Origin of the sequence: Streptomyces mirabilis (genome assembly GCF_039503195.1) — a bacterium.
Classification (GTDB): Bacteria; Actinomycetota; Actinomycetes; order Streptomycetales; family Streptomycetaceae; genus Streptomyces; species Streptomyces mirabilis_D.
The window spans coordinates 5913555-5933903 of sequence record NZ_JBCJKP010000001.1 but is presented as its reverse complement, the minus strand read 5'-3'; the positions used below and the strand labels follow the sequence as shown (position 1 = coordinate 5933903).

The window sequence follows — 20349 nt, the reverse complement described above, 5'->3', positions numbered from 1 at the left end:
GGTCCACCCCGTACATCGCCAGGATGACGACCGTCGCGGGTTACCTCCCGGGGCTGACGCCCGGACGGCCCACGCCGCCTACCGTCCCTGCCATGACCACCGAAGACATCAGCGACACGGCCCCGGCGGCCGACCCGGCCGCCGTGCGCGACCAGGAAGTCGTCCGGGTGAGCGGCCTGCGCAAGGAGTACGGCGACACCGTCGCCCTGAACGGGGTGTCACTGGAGATCCGGGCCGGGGAGGCGGTGGCGGTGATGGGTCCGTCCGGCTGCGGCAAGTCGACCCTGTTGAACATGATCGCGGGCCTTGACCGGCCGAGCACCGGCTCGGTGCACGTACACGGCGAGGACCTGGGCCGGATCAACGAGACCGGCCTTGCGCTCTTCCGGCGCCGCCGGATCGGCATGATCTTCCAGTTCTTCAACCTCATCGACGACCTGCCCGCGATCGACAACGTCGCCCTGGCCGCCCAGCTCACCGGAACTCCGGCCCGCCAGGCCCGGCGCCGGGCACTGGAGTTGCTGGACGAGCTCGGCATCGCCGACCGCAAGAACGTCTATCCCGCCGCGCTCAGCGGCGGCGAGCGCCAGCGGGTCGCGGTGGCCCGCGCACTGATGAACCGTCCCGCGCTGCTGCTGGCGGACGAGCCGACCGGTGCGCTGGACAGCCACGCGGGCGAGCAGGTGATGGACCTGCTCATCGACCTCAACGAACTGGGCCAGACCCTCCTGCTGGTGACGCACGACCAGCGGCTGGCGACGCGCTGCGCCAGCCGCCTGGTGACCATGACGGACGGCCGGATCATCGGCGAACGGACCCTGGAGCGGTCGGCATGAGCGCGGTGTGGCGCGCCTCGCGCGCGGCCGTGCGCCGCCGCCGGCTGCAGACCTCCGTGATCGGCGTGGTGGTCCTGGTCTCCAGCATGGCCCTCGTGGTCGCCCTCGGCCTGCTGGACGTCGCGTCCGGACCGTTCGACCGGCTCTTCGGCCAGGCACGCGGCGCGCACGTCATCGCCACCTTCGACGCGGCGAAGGTCTCCGGCGCGCGGCTGGCGCGGACCGCGCGCCGTCCGGGCGTGCGGGCCTGGGCCGGGCCGTTCCCGGAAGCCGTGGTCGACTTGCCGCAGAACGCGGCCTCCGAGATGCCCGGGATGGGACCCGGCCCCCTGACCGTGGTGGGGCGGGCGCAGCCGGGTGGACCGGTCGACCGCCTCGACCTCTTCGCCGGGCACTGGGCCACCGGCCGCGATCAGATCGTCCTGGCGCTGCCGGACGCGCCGGGGATGGGCAACGGGCCGCACTCGCCGATCGGCAAGCAAATCCAGCTGCCCGGGCTGGTGCCGATGACCGTCGTCGGCCTCGCGTCCGGAGTGAGCGGGAGCGCCCAGGCATGGGTCTCCCCGCAGCAGATCGCGGCCCTGCACCCCACGACGTACCAGATGCTGTACCGGTTCGACCAGGCCACGACGGCCCGCCAGATCACCGCGGACACCGCAGCGGTGACCGCAGGCCTGCCGTCCGGATCGCTGGTCGCCCACCAGTCGTATCTGACGCTGAAGGCGCAGGTCGCGGCCCAGCCCAACGCCTTCGTGCCGTTCCTCATGGCCTTCGGGATCCTCGGCCTGCTGGTGGCGGTCCTCATCGTGGGCAATGTGGTGAGCGGTGCCGTGGTGTCCGGCTTCCGGCACATCGGGGTGCTCAAGTCCCTTGGATTCACGCCCAACCAGGTGGTCGCGGTCTACCTGGTGATGGTCTGCGTCCCGGCGGCGGCGGGCGCGGCGGTCGGCACGGCCCTGGGCGCGGTGGTGGCGCGACCGCTGCTGCACCAGGTCTTCCAGGGCGCGGAACTCGCCACGGTGAACGTCACTCCGACGATCGGCTCCTGGGTGTACGCGAGCACGGCGCTCGGTATGCCGGCCGTCGTGGTGCTGGCCGCGCTGATCCCGGCGCTGCGCGCGCACCGGCTGTCCGCGGCGCGCGCGATCAGCGCGGGCAGTGCCCCCGCCGGCGGACGAGGCCTCGCGGTGCAGCGGTGGCTGAGCGGGGTGCGGCTGCCGCGCTCGGTGAGCCTGGGCCTGGGCCTCCCCTTCGCACGGCCCGGGCGGGCGCTGCTCACCGTCTCGGCGGTCCTGCTCGGGGTGGCGACGGTGACCTTCGCCACCGGCCTGTCGGCCACCATGGTCTCCTACGGCGACGCGGTCGAGGGCGCCGACAGGGCGCAGGTGATCGTCTGGCGAGGGGAAGCCAGGTTCGGGCAGACCGTCCCGCGGCACGGCGACGCCGCGACACAGACGCTGCTGCGCCGACTGCCGCGCGCGGCGGACGTGTCCGCCGTGGGCTACGCCCACGTGCGGCTGCTCGGGCAGAGCCAGGACGTGGCGATCGAGGGCGATCGAGGGGGCCGGTCGGCTCTTCAGGACGACCTGGCCAGGGGCCGCTGGATGCGGGGGCCCGGCGAGGTGGTGGCCTCCGGCAGATTCCTGGCCGAGTACGGTCTGCGGCTCGGCGGCTCCTTCGTCCTGGCTGCGGCGAACGGCCGACAGGAACGCGTGACCCTGGTCGGGGAGGTCATGTCCGGGCCGTCGGACTGGATGCGCGCGGACTGGGCGACCGTAACCGCCCTGACACCGGGCGCGCAGGCCAACCAGTACTGGGTGCGACTCACCCCCGGATCCGATGTCGGCGCCTTCATGAAGGCCGTGCGGGCCGTCGACCCCGGGCTCCACCCGGACGCGAAGACCTCGGTGAACGCAGGCGCCGTGACGGTGATCAGTTCCGCGACCGTGCTGACGGTGATGCTGTCGGTGGTCGCGGCGATGGGGGTGTTCAACACGGTCGTGCTGAGCGCCCGGGAACGTCGGCGCGACCTCGGAATGCTGAAATCCATCGGCATGACGCCACGGCAGGTCACGGTGATGATGGTGGTGTCCATGGCCGGCCTCGGTCTGCTCGGCGGCCTGCTGGGGCTGCCGCTGGGAGTCGCCGCGTACCGCGTGGTGGTTCGGATGACCGAGCGCAGCGCCCATCTCGCCTTCCCGGACCGGATGCTGGACGTGTGGCACCCGGGTTCGATGGCGTTGCAGGCGCTGGCCGGGGTGGCGATCGCCGCGCTGGGCGCGGTGATACCGGCGCGTGCGGCGGCTCGGCAGACCATCGCCCGGGTCCTGCACACCGAGTGACGTCCGCGCCGCGTCGGAGGAGCCCTCCACCACCCCTGTCCGCGCGACCTCTGAGTCAGCAGCGGGCCCGGAGCGAGTGTCGGGGCCCCGCCCGGCCCCTCCCCCGGCTTACCCTCCGCCCGTGTTCAACGTCACGGGGATCCTCAAGCGGCTGGTGATCGGCCGGGCCATGCGCAGCGAAGAGCTGCACGAGACGCTGCTGCCCAAGCGGCTCGCCCTGCCGATCTTCGCCTCGGACCCGCTGTCCTCGGTGGCGTACGCGACCCAGGAGATCCTGCTGGTCCTCACCCTGGGCGGCCTTGCCTACCTGCACTTCACGCCGTGGATCGCGGCCTCGGTCGTGGCGCTGATGACGGTCGTGGTGCTGTCGTACCGCCAAGTGGTGCATGCCTACCCGAGCGGCGGCGGCTCGTACGAGGTGGTGTCGACGAACCTCGGCCCGACCGCCGGACTGGTCGTCGCCGCCTCGCTCCTCGTCGACTACGTCATGACGGTGGCCGTCTCGGTCGCCTCCGGCGTCGACAACATCATCTCCGCCGTCCCACGCCTCGCCGACCACCGCGTCCTGATGGCGATCGGCTTCGTGGCGGTCCTGACGGCGATGAACCTGCGAGGCGTCCGGGAGTCGGGACGCGCCTTCGCGGCACCGACGTACCTCTTCATCAGCGGTGTCCTCGTCATGGTGGTCACGGGCCTGATCCGCTACGCCCTCGGGGACGCGCCGGTCGCCGAGAGCGCCGCGTACGGCGTCTCGCCGGACCCCTCGGACGCGAACCTGACGGGTCTCGCCCTGCTGATGCTGGTGCTGCGCGCGTTCTCCTCCGGCTGTACGGCGCTGACCGGGGTGGAGGCCATCTCCAACGGCGTACCGGCCTTCCGCAAGCCCAAGTCGAGGAACGCGGCCGAGACACTGACCGCGATGGGTGCCCTCGCGATCGTCATGTTCGTGGGTGTCACCGCGCTGGCACTGATCACCAAGGTGCACATCACGGACGACGCGTGCCGGCTGACGGGACTCACCGGCGACTGCGCCTCGTACACCCAGCGCACGGTGATCGCACAGATCGCGGCGGCGGTCTTCGGCGGCGAGCACAGTGTCGGCTTCTACGTCATCCAGGCGGCGACCGCGCTGGTCCTGATCCTGGCGGCGAACACGGCCTTCAACGGCTTTCCCCTGCTCGCGTCCATCCTGGCCCAACACCGCTATCTACCCCACCAGTTGCACAACCGGGGCGACCGGCTCGCGTTCTCCAACGGCATCCTGGCGCTCGCGGTCGTCGCGGCTCTGCTGCTGTGGGGCTTCAAGGCGAACGTCACCAGCCTCATCCACCTCTACATCCTGGGCGTGTTCACCGCCTTCACGCTCTCCCAGCTGGGCATGGTCCGGCACTGGAACAGCGAGCTGCGCACGGAACGCGACCCGGCGCCGCGGCGCCGCCACCACACGGCCCGGGTGATCAACGCATTCGGCTCGGTCGTCACCGGCCTGGTCCTGGTGATCGTGCTGGCCACCAAGTTCACGGAGGGCGCGTGGCTCGCCGTACTCGCCGCGATCGTGCTGTGGTTGATGATGCGCGGCATCCGGCGCCACTACGACGCCACGTCGGCGGAACTGGCGGTGGCCGACCCGAAGGGCGAACTCACCCTCCCCTCACGCGTGTTGGGGATCGTACTGGTCTCCACCCTGCACAAGCCGACCCTCCGTGCCCTCGCCTACGCGCGCGCCTTCCGCCCCGACCGGCTGGAGGCCCTGACGGTCTCCGTCGACCGTGACGAGGCTGCGGCGCTGCTCAGGCGCTGGGAGGAGTACGGCATCGACGTCCCGTTGAAGATCATCGACTCGCCGTACCGCGAGGTGACCCGGCCTGTCGTGGAGTACGTCCGCTCGATCCGCCGCGAGAGCCCGCGGGACATCGTCGCCGTCTTCATCCCCGAGTACGTCGTCGGACACTGGTGGGAGAACCTCCTGCACAACCAGTCGGCGCTGTGGCTGAAGAACCGGCTCCTGTTCACCCCGGGAGTCATGGTCACGAGCGTGCCGTGGCAGCTGACGTCCTCCGCCCATGCCGACCGGCCCGCGGCCAGGGCGCCGGGGTCCTTCCGGCGGGGGGAACCGCAGGGGCCGGCGCCCCGGGCGGGCACCCGGCACCGGTGACGCGCCCACGGCGGGACCCGGTTCGGCGCACCCCCGCTCACCGCACCCCCGTTCAACGGACCCCCGTTCAACGGAACTCGGCGAGTCTCGGTCGCAGCCCCAGCAGGATCAGCGCACCCGCGCCGAGCAGCAGACCGCACGTCCACGGGAGCAGTCCGGTGGCCTCGAAGCGGCCCGCGCGGACCGCCGCCGTGAAGTGCCGCCGGTTGATGTCCGTCACCTGGTCCAGCGCCGTCATCCAGGCCCCGAAGTGGGCGTTGGACGTGCCCGGCTCCCAGCCCATGCAGAACGCGACGGCCTCGCCCTCCTTGCCCCGCGCGACCAGGGCCCGGATCCTCCGGTCGTCGCGCTGGTAGACGGCGTACGCGTCCACCGTCCGCTCCGCCGCGGCCCGTTCGCCGGGGAAGGTGAGGTTGGCGAGTTCCCGCGCGAACTCGCCGCCGAAGTCGAGGGTGTGGTGGTCGGCGCGGTACTCCTTCCAGGTCGTGACGAGCCCGACGTCGTACGAGTCGAGGGTCGCGCCCTTCATCCCGTACAACTGCTGCGACTTGGCGAGGAACGCCTGCGCGTACTGTTCGCGGCGCTCGGGGTCCAGCAGAAAACGGCTCTCGTCGGCGTTCGCGTCGTAGGCGATCGCGCGGGCGCGGGAGAGGGCGACGACGGAGTCGAAGGCGTCGCGACGGGCGCCGTGCAGCCGGTCGGCGGAGGCGGACAGCGCCTGGCCGCCGAGGAGCACGGCGAGCAGCGCGCAGACGGTGGCGGCCAGCACACGGGGGTTGAGGATCCGACGGAAGCGGCGGGCCAGGTACCACTGGAGGACGCCGAGGGCGGCGAGCAGCAGCGCGCCGAGCACGAGAACGGCGGCGAGCTGGGCCGCGAGGACCGAACGGGCCTGGTCGTACTGCCGGTCGAAGGCGCTGTCGTTGGAGTCCACCAGCTTTCTCGCGCTCGGCAGGAGCCGGGCCTGGAGAAGATCGGTGGCCTCGCGGTAGTCGACGAGCGCGGCCGGTCTGCCGCCGGCGCGGTCGTCGTTCTCCAGCGCGCGGCCGATCAGCTCCTGGTACTCGGCGAAGTCGTCGGTGAGCGACTCGACGGTGTGCTCGTCGGCGGCGTCGCCCTGGGCGGCGACGGCGAGGGTGCGCAGGTCGCGCCCGATCGCGCGGCGCGCGTCCCCGTAGAAGCCGACCGCCTTGTCGTACGGCGTCGCCAGGCGCCCCTTGCCCCCGTCGCCGCCGGCCAGCAGGAGGTTGGCGGCCTGCGCGTCCATGTCGTTGAGCGCGAGGTTCAGGTCGGCGGCGCTGGTGGTGCGGGGTGCGTCGCGGCCCGCGACAGTGTCCCAGGTGCCGGTGGCGGCGAGTCCGGCCAGCCCGAGCAGCAGGGCGAGGGTGACGGTCAGCAGGAGGGTGACGGTCCGCAGCAGCCGCAGTCGCGCGGGCAGGGTCGCCCAGAAACGGCGACGGAGGGCGGTGGCGGCTCTTCGGGCTGCGAGACGCAGAGGGAGCCTGGGACTTCGGGACCGCCCGGCGCGTCGGGGGCGTCTCGATCGCGACCCCCCGCGCCTGGGCCGAGGCTGGTGCCCACCCCCGGAAGGGGCGCTCGCCACGGGCGGTGGCGCTCCGACGGTCCCGGCTCGCGCCGGACTGTGCGTGGTCCCGGCTCGCGCCGCAGGACTGTGCGTGGTACCGGCCGTGACAGCCACGAACCCCTCCATCGGCACGCCACGGACCGCTCGTCCGTGTCCCCCGTGCCGCGCCCAGTCTGCGACCGCTTCACCTCACACACACCGGACCTTGATGAGCCCCTGATGTCGCACCGGACGACTTTGACGCGGCCTTGACGCCGTCGGCCGACCACATGTGCGAAAAGCACGGCATTCTCGTCGTCGGGGGCGGACCGAACGCCGGACCGGAGTGCCGGACCTCGGTGCCGGACCGAGGGCTGCCGCCTCCGCGACCGCACCGCCGTCCCCCGTTCGCCGTAATGTCCACCCGCCCTGCCGTTTCCTCCCCCATTGCCCACAATCGGATCACAATGGGCACTACGCCGGGCAGCACGTCAGGAGCACCCCGATGGCCACCACCGACCACGCTCGTACCGGAGGTACGACGGGTACGAGCCGGCTGCGTGCGTGGATGCTCGAGGGGCTGTCCGACATGGGCAAGACCCCGCAGGGCCCGCACGCCCTGCCGGAGCCCGTGCACCAGGGGCAGCGCTGGTGGCGGGTGATGTGCCTGACCGGCGTCGACTACTTCTCGACACTGGGCTACCAGCCCGGCATCGCGGCCCTGGCCGCCGGACTCCTCTCGCCCGTCGCGACCATCGTGCTCGTCATCGTCACCCTGGCGGGCGCACTGCCCGTCTACCGGCGGGTGGCCGAGGAGAGCCCGCGCGGCGAGGGCTCGATCGCGATGCTGGAGCGGCTGCTGTCGTTCTGGCAGGGCAAGCTGTTCGTCCTGACCCTGCTGGGCTTCGCCGCCACCGACTTCCTGATCACCATCACCCTGTCGGCGGCCGACGCCTCCACCCACCTGGTCGAGAACCCCCACCTCACCAGCACGCTGCACAACCAGCAGATGCTGATCACGCTCATCCTGGTGGCCCTGCTCGGCGCGGTGTTCCTCAAGGGCTTCCTCGAGGCGATCGGCGTCGCCGTCGTCCTGGTCGGGATCTATCTCGCCCTCAACGTCGTGGTCGTGATCGTGGGCCTGTGGCACGTGGCGACGGCCGAGCATGTGATCACCGACTGGACCAGCGCCCTGACCACCGAACACGGAAACGTCTTCGCGATGGTCGGGGTCGCCCTCCTGGTCTTCCCCAAACTGGCCCTCGGCCTCTCCGGCTTCGAGACCGGCGTCGCCGTCATGCCGCACGTCCAGGGCGACGCCACCGACACCGACGAGAAGCCGACCGGCCGCATCCGGGACACCAAGAAGCTGCTGACCACCGCCGCCGTGATCATGAGCGTCTTCCTCATCTTCACCAGCTTCATCACGACGCTCCTCATCCCGGAGCAGGAGTTCAAGTCCGGCGGCCAGGCCAACGGCCGCGCCCTCGCCTATCTCGCGCACGAATACCTCGGCGGCGCCTTCGGCACGGTCTACGACGTGTCGACCATCGCCATCCTGTGGTTCGCGGGCGCCTCCGCCATGGCCGGACTGCTCAACCTCATGCCCCGCTACCTCCCCCGCTACGGCATGGCCCCGCACTGGGCACGGGCCGTCCGCCCCATGGTGATCGTCTTCACCCTGGTGGCGTTCCTGGTCACCTGGATCTTCAATGCCGACGTCGACGCGCAGGGCGGCGCCTACGCCACCGGTGTCCTCGTCCTCATCAGCTCCGCCGCGATCGCCGTGACCATCGCCGCGCGCAAGGCCGGCCAGCGCAACTGGACCATCGCCTTCGCCGTCATCTCTGCGGTCTTCCTCTACACGACCGTCGTGAACGTCATCGAACGCCCCGACGGCGTCAAGATCGGCGCCTGCTTCATCGCCGGCATCATCCTCGTCTCGCTGCTCTCCCGGCTGGCCCGCGCCTTCGAACTGCGGGTGACCAGTGTGAGCCTGGACGACATGGCGGACCGGTTCGTACGCGACATAGCCAGCCGCCGGATCCGGTTCATCGCCAACGAACCCGACAACCGCGACAAGACCGAGTACCGCGAGAAGATCGAGCAGATCCGCGCCGACAACGACCTCCCGGCCCAGGAGGACTTCGTCTTCGTCGAGGTCACCGTCCTGGACCCCTCGGAGTTCGAGGCGGGCCTGACCGTACGCGGCGAGGTGCTCCACGGCCGCTACCGCGTCCTGACCCTGGAGTCCTCCTCCATCCCCAACGCCCTCGCCGCCCTGCTCCTGTACGTCCGCGACCGCACCGGCTGCACCCCGCACATCTACTTCGAGTGGACCGAGGGCAACCCCTTCACCAACTTCCTGCGCTTCTTCCTCTTCGGCCAGGGCGAGGTCGCCCCCGTCACCCGAGAGGTCCTGCGCGAGGCCGAACCCGACCGCTCCCGCCGACCGCGCGTACACGTCGGCTGAGCGCTCCGCCGAACCGCACCGGACTTCGCCGGACCCGCTCAGGGGCCGTCCGGCGGATCATGCCGGAGACGCGGCTCCGAAGGGCCGGGGCCAGAAAGCCGTCCGCCCGTCAGTCCTCTTCCGTCGGGTAGTCCGCGCTCACCGTGAACCCGATGACCGCGCCTCCCCCCTCCCGCCGGAAGGCGAACGGCGCTCCGCCGTGGCCGGTGGCCACCTCGCGGACGATGGACAGACCGAGCCCGGAACCGGGCAGGCTGCGGGCGTCGGTGGCGCGGTAGAAACGGTCGAAGACCCGGACGAGATCGCCCTCGACCACGCCGGGACCCCGGTCGAGGACCTCGATCCGGACGCTGCGCGGAAGACCGCCGCCCGCCCCGGCGCCGGGGCGGGCGGGACCGGTGACCGCGATCTCGATCGGCGCCTTGCCCTCGCGGTCGAACTTGGCCGCGTTCTCCACCAGGTTGGATATCGCCCGCTGGAGCGCCGTGGGACGGCCGTCGACCGTCGTGTCACCGCCCACCCTGATGAGGACGTCCCGCCCGGTGCGGCGCCGCGAGGCGATCGCCACGTCCTCGGCGAGATCGGCCAGGTCGATCCGCTGCACGGGCTCGGTGTCGGACCGTCCGGCCGCGAGCGCCACCAGCTCGTTGACGAGGTCGGTCAGCTCACGGGACTCCTGCGCCAGGTCGGCGACCAGTTCCTCGCGGGCGTCGGGCGGCAGCTCGTCGATGCGGCGCAGCATGGAGATGTTCGTACGCAGCGAGGTCAGCGGCGTACGGAGTTCATGGCCCGCGTCCTGGACCAGCCGACGCTGGTCCTCCTCGGACTGGGCGAGCCGGCCGAGCATCCGGTCGAAGGAGCGGCCGAGACGGGCCACCTCGTCGTATCCCGCCACCGGCACCTGGATGCCGAGCCGCCCGGTGCGCGCCACGTCCTCCGCGGCCCCGGCCAGCCGCACCAGCCGCCGGGTGATGCGCCGTGCCAGCCACCAGCCGAACAGCCCCGACGCGATCACCACCGCCCCCACCAGCAGCACGGTCCGCTGCTGCAGCTCCCGCAGCAGATCCTCCGTGTCGCTGAACTGCTGGGCCACCTGCACCGCGCCCCGCCCGCCGCCGAGCGCGACGGTCGCCACCCGGTAGCGGTCGCCGGCGACGTCGACCTCCCCGTGCTCCACCCACCTGCCCGCGGTGGCGGACGCGGCGGTCCGCCGGTCGGCGGTGGTCACGGGCAGCGCGGGGTTCCCCCGGTCGGATATCACCCCACCGCGCCCGAGCACCTGCACGTCCGTACGGGCGGGCCGGATGATGTCGTCCAGGGGCCCGTCGTGATCGGGGTCGGACGACGAGAAATCACCCGGGTCCAGCGCCGTCTCGCGCACCTGGACCCGCAGGTCCTGCACGACACCGGAGAAGACGGTCTGCTGGTCCACCCGCACCAGCCGGGCGGCGGCGTCGTAACTCAGGAACCCGACGAGGACGGTGACCGCGGCGGCCACGGCGGCGAAGGACAGGGTGAAGGTGGCCCGCAGCGAGGACACCCGCCGGGGCCGCAGCCCCGTGAGCCATCGGGGGGGCACTCAGTCCTCCCTCAGCACGTACCCCACGCCCCGGACGGTGTGGATCAGCGCCGGTGCCGCCGGCTCGTCGAGCTTGCGCCGCAGATACCCCACGTACACGGCGAGGTTCTTGGAGCCGGGACCGAAGTCGTAGCCCCAGATGCGGTCGTAGATCGTGGCGTGGTCGAGGACGATGCCCGCGTTGCGGACGAGCAGTTCGAGCAGCTCGAACTCGGTGCGGGTGAGTTCCAGCTCGCGCTGTCCGCGCCAGGCGCGGCGCGCCTGGATGTCCATGCGCAGCCCGGCCGCGGAGATCTGCCCCGACGCCTCCTTCGACGCGGACACCGACGGTGACGACGCCGGTGCGTCGGCGGGGGTTCCGTTCACCGGACCCGTCCGGCGGAGCAGGGCCCGCAGCCGGGCGAAGACCTCCTCCACGTCGAACGGCTTGACCACGTAGTCGTCGGCCCCGGCGTCCAGACCCGCGATGCGGTCGGCCGTCTCGACCAGCGCGGTGAGCATCAGGATCGGCGTACGGTCCCCCTCAGCGCGCAGCACGCGGCACACCTGCAGCCCGTCGATACCGGGCATCATCACGTCCAGGACGAGAACGTCCGGTGGAGTGCGGTGGGCCTGGGCCAGCGCCTCTACGCCGTCGGCGACGGCCGTCACCGCGTACCCCTCCAGTGTGAGTGCCCTTTCCAGGGCATGGCGGATGGCACGGTCGTCCTCGGCGAGCAGCACATTCTGGGGCACCCCACCAGTCTGCCAAGCCGCTGGCCGGGTACCACCTGGTGGGCGGTGGTGAGGGTGGGCTTCTTACCCGCCTCTCACCCCTCCGCCCGCGAGCCCCTTACCTCGCCCGATCAGTCTGTCCCGTATGTCAGGACGGGCGGACCCGCGAATCCCCCGTAGGGGTCCGGCCGGTACGGAGGGGGTGGGCCGGAAGCACAGGACGGTGGTGGCCACCCCTTCTTCCGGCCTCACGGCCTCCTCCACTACGGCCGCAGCGCGGCGAGCTGCTGCTCGAAGGGGATGACAGTGAACCTGTCGGCCGAGGCGAGAGCCCCGTCGAGCGAGCGCGGCGCGATGGCGGCGGCGGTGTCGGTGTCCACGACCACCGCCGCGTCCGCCTTGTCCGCCGCACCCGCCGTGTCCGCCACATCGGCCCTTCGCACAGTCCCGGCCCCGGAGCCCAGTCCTTCCATGAGCCTGCCCAGTTCGCCCGCCGCGCGGTCGATCCGCTCGGCCAGGCCTTCCGCACCCCAGTCCTCCGAGGCCGCGTAGACCGCGGTCGGTACGACCACGGCGCGCAGGTAGGCGAAGAGGGGGCGCAGGGCGTGTTCGAGGACGAGGGAGTGACGGGCCGAGCCGCCGGTCGCGGCGATCAGGACCGGCTTGCCGGTGAGCGCGTCCTGGTCCAGTACGTCGAAGAAGGACTTGAACAGGCCGCTGTAGGAGGCGGAGAACACCGGTGTGACCACGATCAGCCCGTCCGCCTGCGTCACCGCCTCCAGGGCCGCGGACAGGGCCCGTCCGGGAAAGCCGCTGGTGAAGTTGTGGGCGATCTCCACGGCCAGGTCGCGCAGTTCGACGACCTGGACGTCGACGGACGTGTACCGGCCGGTGGCGGCGGCCAGCCGGTCGGCCAGCAGCCGGGTCGACGAGGGGACGCTCAGCCCCGCCGAGACGACGACGAGCTTCATGCGACGCTCACTTCCTGGGCCTTGAGCAGGGACTGGTGGGTCGGCGCGTCCGGCACATCCGCCGGGCGCCCCTTGGCGAACTCCTCACGCAGCACCGGGACGACCTCCTCGCCGAGCAGGTCGAGCTGCTCGAGGACCGTCTTCAGCGGCAGCCCGGCGTGGTCCACCAGGAACAGCTGGCGCTGGTAGTCACCGGCGTACTCGCGGAAGGCCAGGGTCTTCTCGATGACCTCCTGCGGGGAGCCGACGGTCAGCGGGGTCTGGTCGGTGAACTCCTCCAGGGAGGGTCCGTGCCCGTAGACCGGCGCGTTGTCGAAGTACGGCCGGAACTCGCGCACGGCGTCCTGGGAGTTCTTCCGCATGAACACCTGCCCGCCGAGACCGACGATCGCCTGCTCGGGCGTGCCGTGCCCGTAGTGCGCGTACCGCTCCCGGTAGAGCTCGACCATCCGCTGGGTGTGGTCGGCCGGCCAGAAGATGTTGTTGTGGAAGAACCCGTCACCGTAGTACGCGGCCTGCTCGGCTATCTCCGGCGACCGGATCGAGCCGTGCCACACGAACGGCGGCACCCCGTCCAGCGGACGCGGCGTCGAGGTGAACGACTGCAGCGGCGTGCGGAACTTGCCCTCCCACGTCACCACGTCCTCGCGCCACAGCCGGCGCAGCAGCGCGTAGTTCTCCACGGCCAGGTTGATGCCCTGGCGGATGTCCTGCCCGAACCAGGGATACACCGGCCCGGTGTTCCCGCGCCCCATCATCAGGTCCACCCGACCGTCGGCCAGGTGCTGCAGCATCGCGAAGTCCTCCGCGATCTTCACCGGGTCGTTGGTGGTGATCAGCGTGGTCGACGTCGAGAGGATCAGCCGCTCGGTCCGCGCCGCGACATAGCCGAGCATCGTGGTCGGAGACGACGGCACGAACGGCGGGTTGTGGTGCTCACCCGTCGCGAACACGTCCAGGCCCACCTCCTCCGCCTTCTGCGCGATGGCGACCATGGCCTTGATCCGCTCGGCCTCGGTCGGCGTACGGCCGGTCGTCGGGTCCGCCGTGACATCGCCGACGCTGAAGATTCCGAACTGCATGGTCGCTCACCCTCCAGGTTGTTTACGATTCAACTATACCCCCAAACGATCCGCCCTCCGTCGCTATTCCGCGCACCCCCCGCCCCCGGCTCCTCGCCCCTGCCCCCGCCCCCTGCCTCTGCCTCTGTCTCTGCCTCTGCCTCTGCCTCTGCCTCTGCCCCCGACTGTCAGTGCCCCGCCCTACGATCCCGTCATGGCCGCCCCACGCCGTGACACCCGAGGCATCGTCGACGCCGCGGAGCTCTTCGCGCGCGTCCGCTTCCGCCGCCGCGAACCGGCCGAGCCGCTCCGCCCTTACCTGGAGCACTACTGGCTGATCGACTGGGACCTGCCCGAGCCGTACGCCTCCCACGTGGTCCCGCACCCGTCCGTGAACGTCGTCTTCCAGAGGTACGCGGGTCGCAACCCCGTCGACTTCGGCGAGGTGGCCGGCATCGGCCTCGACCTGTTCACACAGAAACTGGAGGGCCGGGGACGGGTGTGCGGGATCCAGTTCCGCCCGGGGGGCTTCCGCCCCTTCGCGCCGGGACGGGCCCTGACGTCACTCACGGGCGAGCGGATCCCGCTCCACACGGTGTTTCCCACGGTGGACGCCGGCACGGTCCCCTCCGTCCTCGACCCCGCCGACGAGGACGCACGCGTGGCCGCGCTCGACGCGTTCCTCCTGGGCCTCGGTCCGCGCCCGGATCCCCAGGCCGACCTCGCCATGGCCCTGGTGGACCGCATCCGGGGCGACCGCGCCATCCGGCACGTCGGCGACTTCGCACGCGCCGAGGGGATGACCGTACGGGCCCTGCAACGGCTCTTCGCCGCGTACGTCGGCGTCGGCCCGAAGTGGATCATCCTGCGCTACCGGATCCACGAGGCCCTGTCCCGCGCGGAGGCCTCCGGCCCGGTCGACTGGGCCGCCCTCGCCGCCGACCTCGGCTACGCCGACCAGGCCCACCTCGTCCGCGACTTCACGGCGACGGTAGGAGTACCCCCCACCAGCTACGCAGCCACCACCCACTGACCCGACTCCGCCCGCGGACGGGCCGGGGCGCAGCCCCGCCCCCGGGGAACTGCGCGCCAAGCCCCCACCCACCGGCAGCCGACAAACCCCCCTGGGGGTCTGGGGGCGGAGCCCCCACCCCATGGCCCCTTCGGGCACCCCGCGGACTCGTTCGGGCACCCCACGGACTCAGGGGATCAGGACCAGCCGCCCCCGCAGCCCGCCCTCGGCCAGCCGCGCGTGCGCCTTCCCCGCCTCCTCCAGCCCGTAGGTGTCGGCGACCCGGGTCGTGAGCACCCCCTCGTCGACGAGGGCCACCAGCTCCGCGAGGCGCGCCCCGTCGGCGCGCACCTCCACCGAGCCCGTCCGCACCCCCCGTACGGACGCCGGATGCGTCCCCGGGATGACGCCCACGAACACCCCGCCGTCCCGCACCCACTCCAACGCCGCCGCGCCGAGAATCGCCGCGTCCAGCACCCCGTCCACGCCCTCCACGCCACCCGGCGCGACGTGGGCCGCCCCCAGGGACCGTACGAGCTCCTCGTCACCCTCGCGGGCCACCCCCGTCACCACGAGGCCCCGATGGGCGGCGAGTTGGACGGCGTACCCGCCGACCGCCCCCGCCGCACCCGTCACCGCCAGGCTCTGCCCGGGCTCCAGGGCCAGCAGGTCCAGGGCCTGGTCCGCGGTGAGGGCGTTGAGGGGCAGGGTGGCCGCGTGGACGGGGTCCACCGAGCTCGGCGCCCCGGCCACCGCGTCCGCCTCCACGACCACGTGATCGGCGTGCGTGCCGAGGGACTTGACCGCCCCGTACGACAGCGCCACCACCTCGTCGCCGACCCTCCACCCCGCGTCCGCGCCCACCGCGTCCACCGACCCGGCCACGTCCCAGCCCAGTCCGAGCCGCCGCCCCGCGCCCCCGAAGCCGCCCGCGCGCACCCCGGCGTCGACCGGATTGAGGGCGGCGGCCGCCACCTTGATCCGTATCTGCCGGGCGCCCGGCTCCGGCACCTCGACCTCCGCGATCTCCACCGCTTCCGGCCCACCGAACTCCGTCACGACCACTGCCCGCATGTCAGCTCTCCCTGTTTCCCGCGCTTGGCGGGTAGATTCACCTGATTCATTCGGGTTTCTCTCCCGTTGCAACAACCTTAGGAAGAGTTACTCTCTTTTGGTTAGTAGGCACCTGAAGGTGCGTACCTCACCCGGAGGTGAGTCATGGCGACCACGACCGCGGCGCAGCGGCGCGCGCAGGCGCGGATCGAGTACGACGCGTTCATCCGCAGCTGCCCCACCAACCAGCTCCTCGACCGCATCAGCGACAAGTGGGTCAGCCTGGTCGTCAGCGCGCTCGCCCAGACGGACGGGGCCTCGATGCGCTACAGCGACCTGGGCCGCAAGCTCGCGGGGATCAGCCCCAAGATGCTGACGCAGACGCTGCGTTCACTGGAGCGCGACGGCATCCTGGTCCGCACGGTGACGCCGTCCGTGCCCGTCCGCGTCGACTACGAACTGACCCCTCTCGGCACCAGCCTCGCCGGACTCCTCTCCGCCGTGAAGGACTGGGCGGAACTGCACATCGAGGAGGTCAACGAGGCGCGGGAGCGTTACGACGACGCCTCATCCGAAGGCTCCCGAGGCTCCGGACGGTCCTCGTCGGCCTCCTGAAGGTCCCCGTCCCGCAGGCGGGCGATCTGCTCCGCGCTCAGGTCCACCGTGCGGCGCATGTGCCCGATGATCAGGGCCAGTTCGTCGTCCGCCAGCTCGTCGAAGAGCGCGTACCAGCCGCCGCCCAGCCGGTCCCACACCCGCCCGAACTCGGCGACCTTCTCCGGCACGGTCGCCACCAGCACCCGTCGCCGGTCGACGGCGTCCCGCTGCCGTACGACATAGCCCGCCTTCTCCAGCCGGTCCACCAGCCGCGTCGCCGAACCGGTCGTCAGACCGGTCAGCTCCGCGATCCGGCCGGTCGTCACCGGCCCGCCCTCCAGGCTGAGCAGGTTCACGCACTGCATGTCCGTGGGGTGCAGCTTCAGACGGTCGGCGAGGGCCTGGTTGAAGAGCGCGTACGAGGCCATGTAGCGGCGCGAGACGGTGGACAGCTCGTCGAGCAGCCGCGCACGCGGGTTCCCTGACATGGCACACCCCTTCGTCCGCCCTTACTGCCTGCTCCGGGTCCTAGAACACGTACGAGTCCCCGGTGTCCAGCACCAGCACCCGCTGCCGGTCGTTGCCGTGATTGCGGTCGACCGCACCGCCGCCCCACACCGTGTCGATCTCCAGCGTCACCTCCGACGGCTCCCCCCGCAGCCGTACGTTCAGCCGCATTTGGTCCCCCAGCCCGTCCGCCGCCAGCGGCCCCGTACGGCACACCACCGCCCGTTCGCCCGAACGCGCGCAGTCGCCCGGCAGCCGCTGCACATCCGCGAGCGGGGCCGACCAGCGCAGCCGGACCGTCGCGTCCTCGACAGCGCTCGGACCGTGGTTCCGCGGGGTCAGCCCCAGGTCGACGAGCCCGGCCGCCAGGGCCACCGAGCCGTGATAGGCGAGATCGGCCTCGGGAGTGAGGGCGCCGACGGACGACGCCCCGCCCAGCGTCAGGGCCGCCCCCACACCCGCCACACCCATGCCCCGCACCCACGTATCGATCCCCGTCCCCCACCGCATCCCCGACCGCCTCCGCAATCGCATCCGCATCTCCATCATCCGCATGACGTCGCTTCCTTCGCTCGGGGCCCGCACGCACTCACGCTCACGTGATCACCCGATGTATGCCACCCCGGACCGCGGACAGGCGCCGTCCATCAGGTGACGGAAGAGGGGAATGCGGCCCGTGCGAGAGTGACGGCATGCTGATCGTCCGCTCCGCCGCCCTCTTCGTCGTCGCCGCGCTCTTCGAGATCGGCGGCGCCTGGCTGGTCTGGCAAGGCGTGCGCGAGCACCGCGGCTGGCTCTGGATCGGCGCGGGCGTCATGGCGCTCGGCGTCTACGGCTTGGTGGCGACACTCCAGCCGGACGCCGAGTTCGGCCGCATCCTCGCCGCGTACGGCGGAGTGTTCGTGGCCGGCTCCCTCGTCTGGGGCATGGTCGCGGACGGCTACCGTCCCGACCGCTGGGACGTGACCGGCGCCCTCATCTGCCTCGCCGGAATGGCCGTGATCATGTACGCGCCGCGTGGCGGCACCTGAGCCCACGACCCCGCGGACGCCGACCGCCTGCCTATCCTGACGAGGACCGACCACACCACGTACGCCCGTCAGCCACGTCCTAGGAGCAACCCATGACGTCCGCCGTGCCCTCCGCCTCCTCCCGTATCGCCGTCGTCACCGGCGCGAGCAGCGGCATCGGCGCGGCGACTGCCCGGCAGCTGGCCGCGGCCGGCTACCGCGTCGTGCTGACCGCCCGCCGCAAGGACCGCATCGAGGCGCTGGCCGAGGAGATCAACGCGACGGGCCACCAGGCGACCGCGTACGCGCTGGACGTCACGGACCGCGCGGCGGTCGACGAGTTCGCCGGCGCCTTCAAGACGATCGGTGTCCTGGTCAACAACGCGGGCGGCGCGCTGGGCGCCGACCCGGTCGCGACCGGCGACCCGGCCGAGTGGCGCCAGATGTACGAGACGAACGTCATCGGCACGCTGAACATCACCCAGGCCCTGCTCCCGGCGCTCACCGCGAGCGGCGACGGCACGGTCGTCGTGCTGTCGTCGACGGCGGGTCACGGCACGTACGAGGGCGGCGCGGGCTATGTCGCCGCCAAGCACGCCGAACACGTCCTCGCCGAGACCCTCCGCCTGGAGATCGTCGGAACGCCGGTCCGGGTCATCGAGATCGCGCCCGGCATGGTCAAGACGGACGAGTTCGCGCTGACCCGCTTCGGCGGCGACTCGGAGAAGGCGGCCAAGGTCTACGCGGGCGTGGCCGAGCCACTGACCGCCGACGACGTCGCCGACACCATCACCTGGGCCGTCACCCGCCCCAGCCACGTCAACATCGACCTCCTCGTCGTCCGCCCCCGCGCCCAGGCGTCGAACACCAAGGTCCACCGGGAACTGTGATGCCGGACGGGACACCGATCGAGGCGCCGGACGAAACGTCGGACGAGACGTCGAACGCGCCCTCCGCGGAGCGCCGCCACCTCGCCGCGGAGAAGAAGAACCAGCGCTACGTCTGGTGGTACCTCGCGTACTTCCTCTTCGGCATCCACATCGTGGCCTTCGTCATGATCTACGCGATATCCCACGCGAAGTGATCGCGGCAGCCGTACGTCCGCCGTACGCTGCCGCGACGTGAACAGACACATACTCTTCGCCCGTCTGCACAACTTCCGCGACCTGGGCGGATACACCACCGCGGACGGCCGTACGGTCCGCCGGTCCCGCCTGTACCGCGCGGACTCCCTCGGCAAACTGACCCCCGGGACGCGGGACTGGGATCTCTTCCTCTCGCTCGGCATCCGCACGGTCGTGGACCTCCGCTACCCCTGGGAGATCGACGCGAAGGGCCGCGTCCCCGAGCACCCCTCCCTCACCTACCACAACCAGAGCATCGAGCACCGCCCGTACGACCAGGCGGCGCTGCCCCCGTCCGTCGCCCCCGGCCCCTACCTGGCGGCCCGCTACGCGGAGGTCGCCGAGGACGGCACGAAGGAAATCCGCGAGACACTGCAACTGATCGGGGCAGCGGCCGAATCGGACACCCCCCTGGTCGTCCACTGCGCCTCGGGCAAGGACCGCACGGGCCTGGTGGCGGCGTTGGTCCTGTCTCTCCTGGGCGTCCCCGAGCAGACGATCACCGACGACTTCACCCTGACGGAACGTGCCACGCCCCTGCTGGTCGCGGACTGGCGCACCGACAACGCCGACCGCGAACTCCTGTGGCCGGCCTACGGCACGGCCCCCGCCGAGATCATGACCAGATTCCTGTCGGACCTGAAGTCCCGCTACGGGTCGGTCGAGTCCTACGTCACCGAGACCCTGGGTCTGCCTCCCACCTTCGCCTCGGCCCTGCGCACACACCTCCTCGAGCCCCCCTCCCCCCTCACCTTCCGCCGGGCGACCGAGACGGACATCCCCGCCCTGGTCCGCCTCCGGGACGAAGCGGCCCACTGGCAGCTCTCCCAAGGCATCGACCAGTGGAAGCCGGGCCAACTCACCGAGCCCCACTTCCGCACCCGTCTGACCGAGGGCGAAGTCTGGCTGGCCCTCCAGGGCGACCAGGTGGCGGGCGCCTGGGAACTCTGGTGGGACGACCCGGCCGCCTGGGGTCCCCAACCCCCCACCGCCGCCTACATCCACCGCCTGATGACCGACCGCCGCGTGGCCCCGCCCGGAGCGGGCCGCCACATGCTGGCGGAGGCGGAACGCCGCATCGCAGCCGCGGGCCGCCCGCTGTCCCGCCTGGACTGCCTCTCCACCAACCCCCGCCTGCGCGAGTACTACCAGGCAGCCGGCTACACGGTCGTGGGCGAACAGACCGCCAAGGACGGCGGCCTGGGCAGCCCGTACGCGGTGACCCTCCTGGAAAAGCGCCTCCGCTGACTCACCGGGGTGATCCGCACAGATCACCCGTACGACACCAGAACTCCCGCCCAGGCTCGCGCCACACCATCAAACACGACGACCCCCGGCCGGGACTGCCATC

At 71.7% G+C, this 20349-nt stretch carries 18 protein-coding genes; 10 read left to right on the top strand and 8 right to left on the bottom strand.

Annotated elements, in window-relative coordinates; all coding sequences use genetic code 11:
* Positions 1–92 precede the first annotated feature (92 nt).
* From AAFF41_RS27400 to AAFF41_RS27390, 3 genes are all read left to right on the top strand, one after another.
* Complete coding sequence (locus AAFF41_RS27400) at positions 93–836, top strand: ABC transporter ATP-binding protein (protein WP_319750016.1); 744 nt, start codon at positions 93–95, stop codon at positions 834–836.
* On the top strand, positions 833–3178 hold the full coding sequence (locus tag AAFF41_RS27395) for an ABC transporter permease (protein ID WP_343324769.1): 2346 nt from the start codon (positions 833–835) through the stop codon (positions 3176–3178). The genes AAFF41_RS27400 and AAFF41_RS27395 overlap by 4 nt, the downstream gene beginning before the upstream one ends.
* Before the next feature lie 169 nt (positions 3179–3347).
* Positions 3348–5333 (top strand): APC family permease, encoded by a 1986-nt coding sequence (locus tag AAFF41_RS27390; protein ID WP_425526254.1) that lies wholly within the window; start codon positions 3348–3350, stop codon positions 5331–5333.
* Positions 5334–5400: 67 nt separating this feature from the next.
* Here the strand turns inward: AAFF41_RS27390 and AAFF41_RS27385 are convergent, their stop codons facing one another.
* A complete protein-coding gene (locus AAFF41_RS27385; protein ID WP_343324767.1) occupies positions 5401–6936 on the bottom strand; it encodes a hypothetical protein in 1536 nt (511 codons plus the stop codon).
* 466 nt (positions 6937–7402) lie between these two features.
* Here AAFF41_RS27385 and AAFF41_RS27380 point away from each other — a divergent pair, with 466 nt between their 5' ends.
* Positions 7403–9370, top strand: coding sequence for an APC family permease (locus tag AAFF41_RS27380; RefSeq protein ID WP_319750011.1), 1968 nt, complete (start codon positions 7403–7405; stop codon positions 9368–9370).
* A gap of 109 nt (positions 9371–9479) precedes the next feature.
* Here AAFF41_RS27380 and AAFF41_RS27375 read toward each other — a convergent pair whose 3' ends face one another.
* From AAFF41_RS27375 to AAFF41_RS27360, 4 genes are all read right to left on the bottom strand, one after another.
* Positions 9480–10949: a sensor histidine kinase gene (locus AAFF41_RS27375; RefSeq protein WP_319750010.1), complete on the bottom strand. Its 1470-nt coding sequence runs from the start codon at positions 10947–10949 to the stop codon at positions 9480–9482.
* Positions 10950–11684, bottom strand: coding sequence for a response regulator transcription factor (locus AAFF41_RS27370; RefSeq protein WP_319750009.1), 735 nt, complete (start codon positions 11682–11684; stop codon positions 10950–10952). It lies immediately after the preceding gene.
* 242 nt (positions 11685–11926) lie between these two features.
* Entirely contained in the window at positions 11927–12634 is a 708-nt protein-coding gene (locus AAFF41_RS27365) for an FMN reductase (protein WP_343324766.1), read from the bottom strand.
* Positions 12631–13716: an LLM class flavin-dependent oxidoreductase gene (locus AAFF41_RS27360; RefSeq protein ID WP_054232090.1), complete on the bottom strand. Its 1086-nt coding sequence runs from the start codon at positions 13714–13716 to the stop codon at positions 12631–12633. Before AAFF41_RS27360 ends, AAFF41_RS27365 begins: the two co-directional genes overlap by 4 nt.
* 193 nt (positions 13717–13909) lie before the next feature.
* Here AAFF41_RS27360 and AAFF41_RS27355 point away from each other — a divergent pair, with 193 nt between their 5' ends.
* Positions 13910–14728 (top strand): helix-turn-helix domain-containing protein, encoded by an 819-nt coding sequence (locus tag AAFF41_RS27355; protein ID WP_319750007.1) that lies wholly within the window; start codon positions 13910–13912, stop codon positions 14726–14728.
* Between the two features lie 168 nt (positions 14729–14896).
* Here the strand turns inward: AAFF41_RS27355 and AAFF41_RS27350 are convergent, their stop codons facing one another.
* Positions 14897–15781, bottom strand: coding sequence for an NADP-dependent oxidoreductase (locus AAFF41_RS27350; protein WP_343324765.1), 885 nt, complete (start codon positions 15779–15781; stop codon positions 14897–14899).
* A 144-nt stretch (positions 15782–15925) separates the two neighbouring features.
* Here AAFF41_RS27350 and AAFF41_RS27345 point away from each other — a divergent pair, with 144 nt between their 5' ends.
* Positions 15926–16375, top strand: a complete 450-nt coding sequence (locus AAFF41_RS27345; RefSeq protein WP_343324764.1) for a winged helix-turn-helix transcriptional regulator — start codon at positions 15926–15928, stop codon at positions 16373–16375.
* Here the strand turns inward: AAFF41_RS27345 and AAFF41_RS27340 are convergent.
* Positions 16315–16845 (bottom strand): MarR family winged helix-turn-helix transcriptional regulator, encoded by a 531-nt coding sequence (locus AAFF41_RS27340; protein ID WP_343324763.1) that lies wholly within the window; start codon positions 16843–16845, stop codon positions 16315–16317. The genes AAFF41_RS27345 and AAFF41_RS27340 overlap by 61 nt on opposite strands.
* Before the next feature lie 40 nt (positions 16846–16885).
* Positions 16886–17335 carry a hypothetical protein gene (locus AAFF41_RS27335; RefSeq protein WP_319750003.1) on the bottom strand — a complete coding sequence of 150 codons (450 nt, stop codon included), beginning with the start codon at positions 17333–17335 and terminating at the stop codon, positions 16886–16888.
* A gap of 221 nt (positions 17336–17556) precedes the next feature.
* Between AAFF41_RS27335 and AAFF41_RS27330 the strand changes: the two genes are divergently transcribed.
* From AAFF41_RS27330 to AAFF41_RS27315, 4 genes are all read left to right on the top strand, one after another.
* A complete protein-coding gene (locus AAFF41_RS27330; RefSeq protein ID WP_319750002.1) occupies positions 17557–17895 on the top strand; it encodes a YnfA family protein in 339 nt (112 codons plus the stop codon).
* Positions 17896–17987: 92 nt separating this feature from the next.
* Positions 17988–18764, top strand: a complete 777-nt coding sequence (locus AAFF41_RS27325) for an SDR family NAD(P)-dependent oxidoreductase (RefSeq protein ID WP_319750001.1) — start codon at positions 17988–17990, stop codon at positions 18762–18764.
* A complete protein-coding gene (locus AAFF41_RS27320) occupies positions 18764–18958 on the top strand; it encodes a hypothetical protein (protein WP_319750000.1) in 195 nt (64 codons plus the stop codon). Before AAFF41_RS27325 ends, AAFF41_RS27320 begins: the two co-directional genes overlap by 1 nt.
* Before the next feature lie 37 nt (positions 18959–18995).
* Positions 18996–20246, top strand: a complete 1251-nt coding sequence (locus tag AAFF41_RS27315; protein ID WP_319749999.1) for a tyrosine-protein phosphatase — start codon at positions 18996–18998, stop codon at positions 20244–20246.
* Positions 20247–20349 lie beyond the last annotated feature (103 nt).

Coding starts and splice junctions, on each gene's coding strand:
- AAFF41_RS27400 (WP_319750016.1), top strand. CDS start 93: ATGACCACCGAAGACATCAGCGACACGGCCCCGGCGGCCGACCCGGCC.
- AAFF41_RS27395 (WP_343324769.1), top strand. CDS start 833: ATGAGCGCGGTGTGGCGCGCCTCGCGCGCGGCCGTGCGCCGCCGCCGG.
- AAFF41_RS27390 (WP_425526254.1), top strand. CDS start 3,348: ATGCGCAGCGAAGAGCTGCACGAGACGCTGCTGCCCAAGCGGCTCGCC.
- AAFF41_RS27380 (WP_319750011.1), top strand. CDS start 7,403: ATGGCCACCACCGACCACGCTCGTACCGGAGGTACGACGGGTACGAGC.
- AAFF41_RS27365 (WP_343324766.1), bottom strand. CDS start 12,634: ATGAAGCTCGTCGTCGTCTCGGCGGGGCTGAGCGTCCCCTCGTCGACC.
- AAFF41_RS27360 (WP_054232090.1), bottom strand. CDS start 13,716: ATGCAGTTCGGAATCTTCAGCGTCGGCGATGTCACGGCGGACCCGACG.
- AAFF41_RS27355 (WP_319750007.1), top strand. CDS start 13,910: ATGGCCGCCCCACGCCGTGACACCCGAGGCATCGTCGACGCCGCGGAG.
- AAFF41_RS27350 (WP_343324765.1), bottom strand. CDS start 15,781: ATGCGGGCAGTGGTCGTGACGGAGTTCGGTGGGCCGGAAGCGGTGGAG.
- AAFF41_RS27345 (WP_343324764.1), top strand. CDS start 15,926: ATGGCGACCACGACCGCGGCGCAGCGGCGCGCGCAGGCGCGGATCGAG.
- AAFF41_RS27340 (WP_343324763.1), bottom strand. CDS start 16,845: ATGTCAGGGAACCCGCGTGCGCGGCTGCTCGACGAGCTGTCCACCGTC.
- AAFF41_RS27335 (WP_319750003.1), bottom strand. CDS start 17,335: ATGGGTGTGGCGGGTGTGGGGGCGGCCCTGACGCTGGGCGGGGCGTCG.
- AAFF41_RS27330 (WP_319750002.1), top strand. CDS start 17,557: ATGCTGATCGTCCGCTCCGCCGCCCTCTTCGTCGTCGCCGCGCTCTTC.
- AAFF41_RS27325 (WP_319750001.1), top strand. CDS start 17,988: ATGACGTCCGCCGTGCCCTCCGCCTCCTCCCGTATCGCCGTCGTCACC.
- AAFF41_RS27320 (WP_319750000.1), top strand. CDS start 18,764: ATGCCGGACGGGACACCGATCGAGGCGCCGGACGAAACGTCGGACGAG.